The sequence below is a fragment of the Flavobacterium sp. genome (genome assembly GCF_031411595.1).
In the GTDB taxonomy this organism is placed as follows: Bacteria; Bacteroidota; Bacteroidia; order Flavobacteriales; family Flavobacteriaceae; genus Flavobacterium.
The window spans coordinates 22,173-34,470 of the sequence record NZ_JANOBI010000025.1; the positions used below are offsets into that span (position 1 = coordinate 22,173).

General features: G+C 39.2%; 12 protein-coding genes. 1 reads left to right on the forward strand and 11 read right to left on the reverse strand.

Features of this window, described 5'->3' with window-relative positions; translation table 11 throughout:
* Positions 1 to 56: 56 nt before the first annotated feature.
* Entirely contained in the window at positions 57 to 1,331 is a 1,275-nt protein-coding gene (kynU, locus tag RMO03_RS05240) for a kynureninase (RefSeq protein WP_309641038.1), read from the reverse strand.
* A gap of 102 nt (positions 1,332 to 1,433) precedes the next feature.
* Here kynU and RMO03_RS05245 point away from each other — a divergent pair, with 102 nt between their 5' ends.
* Positions 1,434 to 2,165 (forward strand): SIMPL domain-containing protein, encoded by a 732-nt coding sequence (locus tag RMO03_RS05245; RefSeq protein WP_309641039.1) that lies wholly within the window; start codon positions 1,434 to 1,436, stop codon positions 2,163 to 2,165.
* 229 nt (positions 2,166 to 2,394) lie between these two features.
* Here RMO03_RS05245 and queA read toward each other — a convergent pair whose 3' ends face one another.
* The 10 genes from queA to RMO03_RS05295 all read right to left on the reverse strand — a co-directional run bounded on the left by queA (position 2,395) and on the right by RMO03_RS05295 (position 12,189).
* Complete coding sequence (gene queA, locus RMO03_RS05250) at positions 2,395 to 3,444, reverse strand: tRNA preQ1(34) S-adenosylmethionine ribosyltransferase-isomerase QueA (RefSeq protein WP_309641040.1); 1,050 nt, start codon at positions 3,442 to 3,444, stop codon at positions 2,395 to 2,397.
* Positions 3,445 to 3,562: 118 nt separating this feature from the next.
* Positions 3,563 to 4,813 (reverse strand): 3-phosphoshikimate 1-carboxyvinyltransferase, encoded by a 1,251-nt coding sequence (locus RMO03_RS05255; protein WP_309641041.1) that lies wholly within the window; start codon positions 4,811 to 4,813, stop codon positions 3,563 to 3,565.
* Positions 4,814 to 5,011: 198 nt separating this feature from the next.
* The gene (locus RMO03_RS05260) at positions 5,012 to 5,338 is read right to left on the reverse strand and encodes a nucleotide pyrophosphohydrolase (RefSeq protein WP_309641042.1); all 327 of its coding nucleotides are present in this window, start codon (positions 5,336 to 5,338) and stop codon (positions 5,012 to 5,014) included.
* Positions 5,338 to 5,790, reverse strand: a complete 453-nt coding sequence (gene dtd / locus RMO03_RS05265) for a D-aminoacyl-tRNA deacylase (RefSeq protein ID WP_309641043.1) — start codon at positions 5,788 to 5,790, stop codon at positions 5,338 to 5,340. The genes RMO03_RS05260 and dtd overlap by 1 nt, the downstream gene beginning before the upstream one ends.
* An 8-nt stretch (positions 5,791 to 5,798) precedes the next feature.
* Positions 5,799 to 6,779 (reverse strand): ribosome small subunit-dependent GTPase A, encoded by a 981-nt coding sequence (gene rsgA / locus RMO03_RS05270; RefSeq protein WP_309641044.1) that lies wholly within the window; start codon positions 6,777 to 6,779, stop codon positions 5,799 to 5,801.
* An 86-nt stretch (positions 6,780 to 6,865) separates the two neighbouring features.
* The gene (locus RMO03_RS05275) at positions 6,866 to 7,948 is read right to left on the reverse strand and encodes a bifunctional 3-deoxy-7-phosphoheptulonate synthase/chorismate mutase type II (protein ID WP_309641045.1); all 1,083 of its coding nucleotides are present in this window, start codon (positions 7,946 to 7,948) and stop codon (positions 6,866 to 6,868) included.
* A gap of 121 nt (positions 7,949 to 8,069) precedes the next feature.
* Positions 8,070 to 8,921 carry a prephenate dehydrogenase gene (locus tag RMO03_RS05280; RefSeq protein ID WP_309641046.1) on the reverse strand — a complete coding sequence of 284 codons (852 nt, stop codon included), beginning with the start codon at positions 8,919 to 8,921 and terminating at the stop codon, positions 8,070 to 8,072.
* Positions 8,922 to 8,993: 72 nt separating this feature from the next.
* Positions 8,994 to 10,145, reverse strand: coding sequence for an aminotransferase class I/II-fold pyridoxal phosphate-dependent enzyme (locus tag RMO03_RS05285; RefSeq protein ID WP_309641047.1), 1,152 nt, complete (start codon positions 10,143 to 10,145; stop codon positions 8,994 to 8,996).
* A 46-nt stretch (positions 10,146 to 10,191) separates the two neighbouring features.
* Positions 10,192 to 11,046: a prephenate dehydratase gene (locus RMO03_RS05290; RefSeq protein WP_309641048.1), complete on the reverse strand. Its 855-nt coding sequence runs from the start codon at positions 11,044 to 11,046 to the stop codon at positions 10,192 to 10,194.
* A gap of 225 nt (positions 11,047 to 11,271) precedes the next feature.
* Positions 11,272 to 12,189 (reverse strand): M28 family peptidase, encoded by a 918-nt coding sequence (locus RMO03_RS05295; protein WP_309641049.1) that lies wholly within the window; start codon positions 12,187 to 12,189, stop codon positions 11,272 to 11,274.
* Positions 12,190 to 12,298: the final 109 nt, after the last annotated feature.

The window sequence follows — 12,298 nt, forward strand, 5'->3', positions numbered from 1 at the left end:
AGAAAAAGCCCATTTTAAAATGGGCTTTTTTATGGAATATATTTTTATGAATGATATTATGACAAAATTCCTCGCTTCAATATCTGACCAAATTCATACATATCTTCATACGAACAATACAAAGGAACCGGCGCCAATCGAATCACATTGGGTTCACGCCAATCGGTAATCACACCGTTACTCATCAGGTAATCGAATAGACTTCTTCCTTCGCCGTGTAGAAAAACAGATAATTGTGATGCCCGTTCTTCGGGATTTTGAGGGGTGATGATTTCGAAAGTACTGCTGACTTCTTTGTCAATTTCATGCAGAATGAATTCAAGATAAGCTGTGATTTGATTTCTCTTTTGAATCAACGCATCCATCCCGACTTCTACAAACATTTCTACAGATGCTAAATAAGGTGCTAACGAAAGTATCGGTAAATTGCTAATTTGCCAACCATCGGCTCCGTGAACAGGTTCGAAATTCGGTTCCATTTTGAAACGACGTTCTTTGTTATGTCCCCACCACCCGGCGAATCTTGGCAAGTCATTGTCGTTGTGATGCTTTTCGTGTATGAAACAACCTGAAGCATTTCCTGGTCCGGAATTCATGTATTTGTAACTGCACCAACAAGCAAAATCGACGTTCCAATCGTGGAGTGCTAACTTGATATTTCCTGCGGCATGGGCTAAATCCCAACCAACTTTGGCTCCGACTTTATGGCCTGCTTCAGTAATGGTTTTGATATCGAATACTTGTCCTGTATAATAATTTACGCCACCGATTAGTACTAATGCAAGTTCATCGCCAACTTCGTTAATCTTCGCCAAAACATCTTCGAGTCGAATGTTGTGTTCGCCATCGCGGCGTTTGATTTCAACGATAGCATCTTCGGTTTTATAACCATGAAAATGCACTTGACTTTGAAACATATACTGATCGGAAGGAAATGCTTTTTCTTCGCAAATGATTTTGTATCGGGTTTTTGTAGGTCTGTAAAACGACACCATCAGCAAATGCAAATTGACCGTCAACGTATTCATCACTGTGACTTCAGAAGGTTTGGCCCCTACAATTTTGCTGAGCGGATTGGCGAAACGTTCGTGATAATCCCACCATGGTTTTTCTGCGTAAAAATGACCTTCGACGGCGAAGTTTGCCCAATCGTTCATGACTTCATCTACATAACTTTTGGTTCTTTTGGGTTGCAATCCTAAAGAATTTCCGGTAAAATAAACCACGTTCTTTCCGTTGTGCTGCGGGAAAATAAATTCATTTTTATACTCACGCAGCGGATCTTGGTTGTCGAGTTCCTGAGCAAAAGCTCTCGTATTTTGAAAAGTCATGGTTTGCATTTTAAGGTGCGTAAAAATAACAAAAAATAAGATTTGTCGTTTGTTATTGTATGTCGAAAAATTCGTTATTTTTAAATCACTAAAATCTCATTTATGAAAACCAACGCGAATGCCATTATCATTGCACTTGCCGTTATTATTGCGGCTTATTTATTTTCGAATGCCTTTCAGAATCGGAATCAAAGTGCCGATACGATTAGTGTAACCGGTTTAGGAAAAAAAGATTTCGTTTCGGATTTGATTGTTTGGAGCGGTTCATTCTCGAAGAAAAGTATGATTTTGAAAGATGCGTATGCTGCGCTCGACAGTGATCGTGAGAAAATCAAAAGTTATTTGCTTTCGAAAGGCATTCAATCAAGTGAGATTGTTTTTTCTGCGGTGAATTTTAATAAGGATTTTGATTTTGTATATAATGAAAACGGCTCAACGAAGCAGCAAATTTTTACGGGATTCAATCTGACGCAAACCGTTACCGTGCAATCGAAAGATGTGAATAAGATTGAAGATATTTCGAGACAATCGAGCGAATTGATTAATTCTGGTGTGGAATTTTATTCGAATCCGCCCGAATATTATTATACGAAATTGGCGGAACTCAAAATCAAGATGATTGCTGAAGCCACTAAAGATGCTCGTGTTCGTGCTAAGAGTATTGCTAAAAATGCTGGTGCAGGTTTGGGAAGTTTGAAAAAATCGGATATGGGCGTGTTTCAGATTACGGGGCAAAATTCTTCGGAGGATTTCTCTTATGGCGGGTCGTTTAATACGATCTCGAAAAATAAGACGGCCAATATTACGGTGAAGCTTGTATATCAAGTGGACTGATAAATTTGAATGAACCGAGTGGTGCGTGAAGGATAGTAGCGGAAATCCTTTTGTGGCGGTGTTCGACACAAAAGATTGGGAGTGGATAGCCTGACCCTTGTGGTCACGCCAAAAAAATACAACACGGATTTCACGGATTCCCACAGATTAATCCGTGCTAATCAGTGGAATCTGTGTTAAACAAAAAATCCCATCGATATGACGGGATTTTTTTTGATATGTACTTTGATTAAATAATTAGCATTGCGTCGCCGTATGAGTAGAAACGGTAGCCTTCTTTGATCGCTTCTTCGTAGGCTTTTTTCATTAAATCGTGACCGCAGAATGCAGAAACCATCATCAGCAATGTTGATTTTGGTGTGTGGAAATTCGTAATCATGCAGTTCGGAACGCTGAATTCATACGGTGGAAAAATGAATTTATTCGTCCAACCTTCGAATGGATTTAGGGTTTTTGCTGATGAAACCGAGCTTTCGATGGCGCGCATCGAAGTAGTTCCTACGGCACAAATTCTTTTCTTTTTGATTTTGGCTTCGTTGACGATATCACACGCTTCTTGGGTGATGATTAATTCTTCAGAATCCATTTTGTGTTTTGAAAGATCTTCAACCTCAACCGGATTAAATGTTCCTAAACCTACGTGAAGTGTCACTTCAGCGAAATTCACCCCTTTAATTTCAAGTCTTTTCAATAAATGTTTTGAAAAGTGTAAACCAGCCGTTGGTGCAGCAACTGCTCCTTCGTTTTTAGCGTAAATCGTTTGGTAACGTTCAGCATCTTCTGGCGTTACTTCACGGTTGATGTATTTTGGAATTGGCGTTTCACCAAGTTCTGTAAGTTTGTTTCTGAATTCATCATACGAACCGTCGTAAAGGAAACGCAAAGTTCTTCCGCGTGATGTAGTATTGTCGATTACTTCAGCTACTAGTGAATCGTCGTCGCCGAAATACAGTTTGTTTCCAATTCTGATTTTACGCGCCGGATCAACCAAAACGTCCCAAAGGCGTTGTTCTGAATTTAATTCACGAAGCAAAAACACTTCGATTCTCGCACCGGTTTTTTCTTTGTTTCCGTATAAACGTGCCGGGAAAACTTTGGTATTGTTGAGCACCAACACATCACCATCACCGAAATAATCGATGATGTCTTTAAACATTTTATGTTCGATGGTTTTTTTCTCTCGGTTGATGACCATTAGTCTGGATTCATCTCTGTTTTCGGCTGGAAATTCGGCAAGAAGTTCTTTGGGTAAATTGAATTGAAAATGTGATAATTTCATGTAGTGGTTTTAATTGGTCGCAAATATACGACTGTGCGATAGGCGATGTCAAGTGTTTTGGGGTTTATTTTTTTAAAAGGTTGTGAGGCACTGAGTTGCTTAGGTTCTAAGGTTTTGTTTAGTCTTGAATCACAAAGCCAATTCTTTTTAGATCATTCCAGAAATTGGGATAGGATTTAGAAACGACTTCTGAATCTTGAATGACAATTGGAACTTTTAATGCTAATGGTGCAAAAGCCATCGCCATACGGTGATCGTTATAAGTAGCTATTTTGATGTTGGGATGTATGTTGGTGGAAGGTTCTAATGCTAACGAATCGTGAGTGATGGAAACGTTTGCACCTAATTTTGTCAGTTCATTTTTTAAAGCTGTCAATCGATCCGTTTCTTTGATTTTTAAAGTGTGTAAACCGCTTAAATGGCAAGCTATTCCCAATCCGAAACAAGTAACGGCGATGGTTTGGGCAATGTCGGGTGTATTGTTGAGTTGCAGGTTGCAGATTGTAAGTTGTAGGTTGATTTTTCGTAAGGTGATGCTGTTTCCGTTGAAAGTCGTTTCGACACCAAAGTTTTTGTAGATTGTTGCTAATGCAGCATCGCCTTGCAGGCTGTTGGGTTGGAAGCTTGATAATGTAATTGTTGTACCAACTTCGGATAATGTTATGATTGAATAGAAATAGGAAGCCGAAGACCAATCGGATTCAATAGTGATTGTTGGATTATTGGATTGCTTCGCCAGTTCGCTGACGCTCGTGTGTTGGATTGTTGGAAAGACAATAATTTTATTTTGGTTGAATTCCGTTTTGATGCCAATTTGCTTCAATAAATTGATTGTCATTTGAATGTAGGGAACCGATGTGATTTCGCCCTCGAGTGTGATTTGCAATCCGCTTTCGAGTTTTGATGCGATTAATAACAATGCGGAAATGTATTGGCTGCTCACATGTGCTGCCAGCGTCACTTCCCTTTTATCAAGTTTTTTTCCTTTGATTCTTAGCGGTGGAAAACCTTCTTGCTCTTCATAAGCAATGTCGGCTCCGAGTTCACGCAAAGCATCCACCAGAACTTGAATCGGGCGTTCTTTCATTCGTGACGAACCTGTCAACACTACTTCACGTCCTTCCTGAATGGCGAAATAAGCGGTTAGAAAACGCATGGCTGTTCCGGCGTGATGAATATCAATTATCGATTCTGAACTTGAAAGTGCTTTTCGCATCACTTCAGAATCATCTGCATCAGCAGCGTTTTCCAATTGTAAGTTGGGATGCAATGCTTGCAACAACAACAATCGATTCGTTTCGGATTTGCTTCCGGCAATTTTTAAACGGGCATTGTGAATGGACGCTATTTGATGTAAGCCAATATTCATATAGAATCTGAGTTTACTTTTTTGTTGATTGTATGGTTTCTCGCAAAGGCGCTAAGGCGCAAAGTTTAATATGATATGTTGTTGGTTGTTGGATGCCCTAGCCCCGATAGTAGCGGAAATCCTTTTGCGCCGGCGTTCGGTGCAAAAGATTGGGAGTGAATAGCGGGATTAAGCTCCTAACCAATATTACAATTCAAACTATTTGAGTTTTTCGTTATTGTGATGTCGGTCGTGATCGCGGTTGGTTTTGACGTCCATTTTTTTATCGAACGCTGCTTGCAAATCGATACCGGTTTGGTTTGCGAGGCACAAAACTACAAAAACCACGTCGGCCAATTCTTCTCCGAGATCTTTGTTTTTATCGGATTCTTTTTCGGATTGTTCTCCGTAACGGCGCGCAATGATTCGGGCTACTTCACCAACTTCTTCGGTGAGTTGTGCCATGTTGGTGAGTTCATTGAAATAGCGAACTCCGTGGTTTTGAATCCAATTGTCGACTTCGAGTTGGGCGTTTTTGATATCCATTATTCTTTATTTTTTGAATCGATAATAATTGTCACCGGACCATCATTAAGCAATGCTACTTTCATATCGGCAGCGAAAATTCCGGTTTGTATTTTTTTGCCTAAAGCCACTTCGAGTTGTTGCACAAAATTTTCATACATCGGGATTGAAATTTCGGGTTTTGCCGCTTTCAAATACGACGGTCGATTGCCTTTTTTAGTCGAAGCATGCAACGTAAATTGACTCACAACAATGATGTCGCCATGAATGTCTTTTACCGACAAATTCATCACACCATTCGCATCGCCAAAAATTCTGAGATTGATAATTTTATTTACGAGCCAATCAATATCATCGTGGTTGTCTTCATCTTCAACGCCGACCAAAACCAATAATCCTTTTTGGATATTGGCGACCATTTTTTCTTCAATAGTAACGGAAGCTTGGGAAACTCTTTGAATGACTACTTTCATAAATCAAGTTATGACTTTCGCGATTGATCGCTGATGATTCGATCTTCGTTATGCAAATCGGTGCGGTAATTTTCTTCATCACCTTCTAAAATATGAAGGTAATTTTTATAACGCGACCAGGATATTTGATCGTTCTCTAAAGCTTTTTTAATCGCGCAATTCGGTTCGTCTTTGTGCAGGCAATTGTTGAATTTGCATTGGTCTTTGAGCTTAAAAAATTCAGGGAAATAACCACTAATATCTTCTTTCGCTAAATCAACAATACCAAAACCTTTGATGCCCGGCGTGTCGATAATTTTAGCATTGAAACTCAAATCATACATTTCTGCAAAAGTCGTCGTATGCTGTCCTTGCTTGCTTTGCTCGGATATGGTTTTGGTTTTGAGATGCAAACTGGGTTCCATTGCGTTGACCAACGTCGATTTTCCTACACCTGAATGTCCAGAAAACATACTTACTTTTCCAACCATCAATTGTTTCAATTCCTCAATACCTTTGTTTTCTTTAGCCGAAACACGAAGACATTGGTAACCAATTTCTTGGTAAATGTGTTGCAGGTACAATTGCTCGTCTAAAGTGGCTTCATCGAAAGTATCGATTTTATTGAAAACCAAAATTGTTTCAATGCCATAAGCTTCTGCAGTAACCAAAAATCGATCAATAAAATTGGTCGTTGTTGGTGGATTATTAATCGTAATCAACAGAAAAACATAATCAACATTCGAGGCAATAATGTGCATTTGATGCGACAAGTTTACTGATTTTCGAACGATATAATTTTTCCTTTCATGAATGTTATGAATCGTTCCCGTCACCGTGTCTGAAGTTTCTTCCAACTCAAAATCAACAACATCGCCAACCGCAATTGGATTTGTACTTTTGATGCCTTTCATGCGGAACTTGCCCTTAATACGGCATTCTATAAAATCGCCTTGTTCGGATTTTACGGTATACCAACTTCCGGTTGATTTATATACAAGTCCAGTCATTTATTTATTTTGAATTTTGAATGACAAAATTACGGCTTTTGTTGAACGGTTCGAATAATTTAAAATTTAAAATTCATCATTCAAAATTATGAATTAATGATTTTCTCCTGATGGCTGATGCTTTCTTGGTGAATCGCTTTGAACAATTTTAAAATAAATTCTTCGCTCAAGCCTTTGTCTTCGCCTTCTAAAATCATTTTACCGAGTATTTCATTCCATCTTTTGTTTTGCAATACGGCAATATTTTTCTCTTTTTTCAAGGCTCCGATTTGTTCGGCGACATGCATCCTTTTACCCAAAATTTCTAACAACTTACTATCGGCAACATCAATGTCCGCTCGTAGTTTTATCATTTTAGTATTGAAATCGCTTTCCTCAGTCGTCACATTTCTAATGCGCAAATCCTTAAAAATCTGCTTCAAAGCCGTTGGCGTTACTTGTTGAGCGGCATCGCTCCAAGCATTGTCAGGATCTATATGGGTTTCAATAATCAACCCATCGTAATTCAAATCTAGCGCTTGTTGCGACACTTCAAGAATCATATCACGCTTTCCTGTAATGTGCGACGGATCACAAATCAGCGGTAAATCCGGAAATCGACTTTGCAATTCAATCGCAATCTGCCATTCGGGAATGTTGCGGTATTTTGTTTTTTCATACGTCGAAAACCCTCTATGAATCACGCCCAATTTTTTAATGCCCGCATTATACAAACGCTCCACGCCACCAATCCACAACGCCAAATCAGGATTTACGGGATTTTTCACAAGCACAATTTTATCCGTGTTTTGCAAAGCATCAGCAATTTCCTGAACTGCAAAAGGGTTTACGGTCGTTCGAGCGCCAATCCACAACACATCAATATCGTGTTCTAACGCAAGTTTGACATGCGCCGCATTGGCCACTTCAATCGCCATTAGTAAACCGGTTTCGGCTTTGGCTTTTTGCAACCATTTGAGTCCGATGGCACCCACACCCTCAAATCCGCCCGGACGCGTTCTGGGTTTCCAGATGCCCGCACGAAAAATACTAACGTCGGAATTTTTGAGTTCATTCGCAATTTTCAAGACCTGCTCTTCAGTCTCCGCGCTGCATGGCCCGGCAATCACTAGCGGATGCGTTAAGTTGAAATCGTCAAGCCATTTTCTCATTGATGCATTATTTTCCATACTTTATTTTTTTATTTTTAGAAGCCAATCCCGCTATCCGTTCCCAATCTTTTGTGCCGAACGCCGTCACAAAAGGATTTCCACTACTATCGGGGCTAGGGTCTAGTTTCCAATCTCAATTCTATTTTTTAATCCCACTTAATATTTCCGCAATCCTATTGACACTTTGCATTTCATTAAAAACTGCCTCATAATCATCCTGCTCCAAAAGTTCCTTAAACTTCGACAAATTTAAAATGTATTCTTCCAAAGTTTTGACTACTTGGTTTTTATTTTGTTTGAAAATGGGCGTCCACATCGCGGGTGAACTTTTCGCCAAACGCACCGTACTTTCAAATCCACTGCCAGCCATATCAAAAATATCGCGTTCGTGTTTCTCTTTTTCAATCACGGTTTTTCCGAGCATAAACGAGCTGATATGCGACAAATGCGAAACATACGCAATGTGCTTATCATGCGATTTCGGGTTCATATAGCGAATGCGCATGCCCAACTTCTGAAATACTTGAAGTGCTTTTTCCTGCAACTTAAAAGTGGTTTTCTCGACTTCACAAATGATATTCGTTTTGCCCTCAAAAAGTCCTTTAATTGCCGCCGATGGCCCAGAGTATTCCGTTCCTGCAATCGGATGCGTCGCCATAAAGTTACTGCGATTCGGGTGATTCGCAATCGATTCACAAATCGGAAGTTTGGTCGAGCCAACATCAAACACAACGGTCTCTTTTCCGATTTTATCCAACACTTTTGGCAAAACAGTAAGACTTACATCGACAGGAACTGCGAGAATTACAATATCCGCTTGGTGCAAATCGTCGATTGTAGCGGTTTGATGGATGATGCCACGTTGCAGTGCTTCTTCTAAGTGGGCTTCATTAGAATCAATTCCGAATACTTCCGCTGCCTCATAATGCGATTGGATGTCTAGTGCCATGCAGCCGCCGATTAATCCTGTTCCGATGATGTATATTTTCATAGTTGTAAGTTGTAGGTTGTAGGTTGTATGTTGTAGGTTAAAACGTTTTAACTTACAACATACAACCTACAACTATTTATCAAATCTGTCAATTGCTTCCTGAATTTTTTCTGCTGTCACGCAAAGTGAAAATCGAATGTATCCTTCGCCATTGCTGCCAAATATAGTTCCCGGTGTGATGAAGATATGTTGGTTGAATAAAATGTCATCGATGAATTTTTCTGATGAATGAATACCCGCCGGTAATTTCGCCCAAACAAATAACCCGACAGCGTTTTGATCATAGGTACAACCTAACTTTTCTGCCAATTGGAAAATTAATTCTCGTCTTTGTGCATAAACCTTATTGAGTATATCAAACCAGGAAGCATCAAGCTTTAAAGCGGCAATCGCACCTTTTTGAATGCCATAAAACATACCACTATCCATGTTGCTTTTGACTTTCAGTATTGCATCGATAAATGTCGCATTTCCGCAAACCATGCCCACACGCCAACCTGCCATATTATAGGTTTTCGAAAGCGAGTTGAGTTCTAAAGCCACTTCTTTCGCACCATCGACTTGCAAAATGGAAATCGGATGGTCATTCAGCACAAAGCTATACGGATTGTCATTGACCAAAAGAATTTGATGCTTTCTCGCAAAGGCGACTAATTTCTCAAACAAAACCAAACTGCCGGTTGCGCCAGTTGGCATATGAGGATACGAAATCCACATGAGTTTGACGCGTGATAAATCGAGTTTTTCTAAAGCATCAAAATCCGGTTCCCAGTTTTTGGTGGCAATCAAATCATACAATATGGGTTCGGCTTCGACCAATTTCGCTACGGAACTGTAGGTTGGATATCCAGGATTTGGAATCAAAACTTGATCGCCTTGATTCAAGAAAGCCAACGCAATATGCATGATCCCTTCTTTCGAACCCATGAGTGGCAGGACTTCCGTATTGGAATTCAAATCAACGTCAAAATAGTTTTTATAAAAATCAGCCATACCCAATCGCAGTTCCGGCAAACCCTGATAGCTTTGGTATTGGTGCGCATTGTCATCATTCACCGCCGATTGAATCGCTGCAATAACAGATGCATCCGGAGCTAAATCGGGGCTTCCAATGCCCATATTAATGACGGGTTTTCCTTCAGCAATCAACTGGCGGACTTCGCGTAATTTGGCAGAGAAATAATATTCTTCTACGGTCGTTAATCTTTTTGCTGTTGTTATCATATTGTTGAATCGTTGATTTGTTGAATCGTGTAATCGTTGAACCGCTCTATCGATTAAACGATTCCACGGTTAAACGATTAAACTTACTCTCATATTCTCCTAAAATTTTGAACTGTTCCGCCATAATGCTGATGACGGATTTTGCTTTTTTGAAATCTTCATATTGATCGAAAGTGACATCCACAAAAAACGAATATTTCCAAGGTGTTTCAATAATCGGAAGCGATTGAATTTTAGTCAAGTTCAATCGGCAATCACTCATAACATTGAGTACAGCAGCTAAACTACCTCGCTTGTGATTGAGTTCAAACTTCAAAGAAGCTTTGTTGATTTTACGCTCAGAAACATCCGACGCTAATTTGGTAAGAATCACGAAACGCGTCATATTGTTGTTGATCGTTTGAATTTCAGGAGCTAAAATGGTGAGGTCATACATTTTTGAAGCCACTTTACTAGCAATAGCAGCAATGCCTCGAATTTGATTTTTATGAATTCTTCTTGCGGTTTCAGCAGTATCTTGATCTTCTACCAATTTGATGTGCGGATGTTTTTTGAGAAATTCCATGCATTGTAATAATGCCATCGGATGCGAATGGATTTCTTGAATATCTTCTAATTGCTGCCCGTGAAGCGCCATCAAGTTTTGATGAATATCAAGGTAATGCTCCCCTATAATTTGCAGATTATTTTTGTCAATCAACGCATAATTCGGAATGATAGAACCAGCGATTGAATTCTCCAAAGCCATCACCGCTTGCGAAGCCTTATTGGTCATCAAACTTGAAACAACTTCTTCAAATGAGAGGCATTCCTCCACGGCTTCGACTTCGGAATAATATTCCATAGCGACTTGGTGGTGAAACGATCCTTTGATTCCTTGTATGGCAATTTTTTCGTTCATATAGCGCATAAAAAAATCCCGATTTGCACCGGGATTTGTATCTTTTTTTGAATTAATAATTTTTCAAATAACCATACTACAATCCCCGACTTCTTTGCAGAAGAAATAAAAAGTATTGCTGTAATAGTAACGGTTATTTAACATGGGTAAATTTAATTGGATTGCTAAAGTAAAAAATAAAGTTTAAAGTTTAACCACTTCTATAAAATAAATTTAAAAATCTGTTTATTCTACTCTTGTCGGTGTATCGAGTCCGTTTACGATGGTTTGCGAACTGATGGCAATCGATTTAATAATTTCGGTCATATTGTCTAAATCTAATGTCGAAACCTCATCGCTTAATTTGTGGTAATTCGGCTCTGAATCCATTTTTGAAGTTGAAATGGTATGTGCCGGCACACCTAAATACGCTAATCTGGCATTATCAGATCGGTAAAAAAGTTGCTCTTTTGGATATGGATCTTCATAAAAATTAAAATTAGAACCTTTCAAATTCTTTTGCAAAATTTGTCCGAAATCAGATTTTTCATAACCTGTGATATAAGCGGAGTTTTTACCCCATTTGCTTTCCGTTCCAATCATCTCAATATTGAACATCGCAATGACTTGGTTGGGTTCGATATTATTTGAAAAATACGACGACCCGAAACCGCCTACTTCTTCACCGGTAAAAGCAATAAAAATTAATGTTCGTTCGTTTTGCCCCAATTCCTTAAAATATTTTGCCAATGCAATTACTGCTGTCGTACCGGAAGCGTCGTCATTGGCGCCATTATAGACTTTGTCTTTTCCATTACTTTTCATTCCAAGATGGTCATAATGGGCTGAAAAAACCACAAACTCATTCGGTTTCGATTTGCCGGGAATCATGCCGATGACATTATTGGCGGGTTTACCTTTGGCTGTGAATTCCTGTCGATAGCCGCCGAGACCTTCAAAATAATCGAGGTGAATTTTCTTGAATTCGTTTTGAATAAAAACCGATGCAGAATCATTGCCACGTGTAAAAATTTCTCTTCCTTCCATTTTATCAGAAGCCAGTTCGGTTTCTATGCGAATGATTTCCTGTTTTTGAATGGATGGTTTTTCTTGTGCTTGGGATATTAATCCGATAAAGAAAAAAATCAGGCTGTATTTTGTCATGGTGGTTCTATTTGATGGATAATTGTCGTAAATATATAACCTTTTAGGAATATCCAATCCGCCCGTAAAACACCAAATAAAGAAAGTATAAAAAATAATCAATCAAGAT

Coding starts and splice junctions, on each gene's coding strand:
- kynU (WP_309641038.1), bottom strand. CDS start 1,331: ATGACTTTTCAAAATACGAGAGCTTTTGCTCAGGAACTCGACAACCAA.
- RMO03_RS05245 (WP_309641039.1), top strand. CDS start 1,434: ATGAAAACCAACGCGAATGCCATTATCATTGCACTTGCCGTTATTATT.
- queA (WP_309641040.1), bottom strand. CDS start 3,444: ATGAAATTATCACATTTTCAATTCAATTTACCCAAAGAACTTCTTGCC.
- RMO03_RS05255 (WP_309641041.1), bottom strand. CDS start 4,813: ATGAATATTGGCTTACATCAAATAGCGTCCATTCACAATGCCCGTTTA.
- RMO03_RS05260 (WP_309641042.1), bottom strand. CDS start 5,338: ATGGATATCAAAAACGCCCAACTCGAAGTCGACAATTGGATTCAAAAC.
- dtd (WP_309641043.1), bottom strand. CDS start 5,790: ATGAAAGTAGTCATTCAAAGAGTTTCCCAAGCTTCCGTTACTATTGAA.
- rsgA (WP_309641044.1), bottom strand. CDS start 6,779: ATGACTGGACTTGTATATAAATCAACCGGAAGTTGGTATACCGTAAAA.
- RMO03_RS05275 (WP_309641045.1), bottom strand. CDS start 7,948: ATGGAAAATAATGCATCAATGAGAAAATGGCTTGACGATTTCAACTTA.
- RMO03_RS05280 (WP_309641046.1), bottom strand. CDS start 8,921: ATGAAAATATACATCATCGGAACAGGATTAATCGGCGGCTGCATGGCA.
- RMO03_RS05285 (WP_309641047.1), bottom strand. CDS start 10,145: ATGATAACAACAGCAAAAAGATTAACGACCGTAGAAGAATATTATTTC.
- RMO03_RS05290 (WP_309641048.1), bottom strand. CDS start 11,046: ATGAACGAAAAAATTGCCATACAAGGAATCAAAGGATCGTTTCACCAC.
- RMO03_RS05295 (WP_309641049.1), bottom strand. CDS start 12,189: ATGACAAAATACAGCCTGATTTTTTTCTTTATCGGATTAATATCCCAA.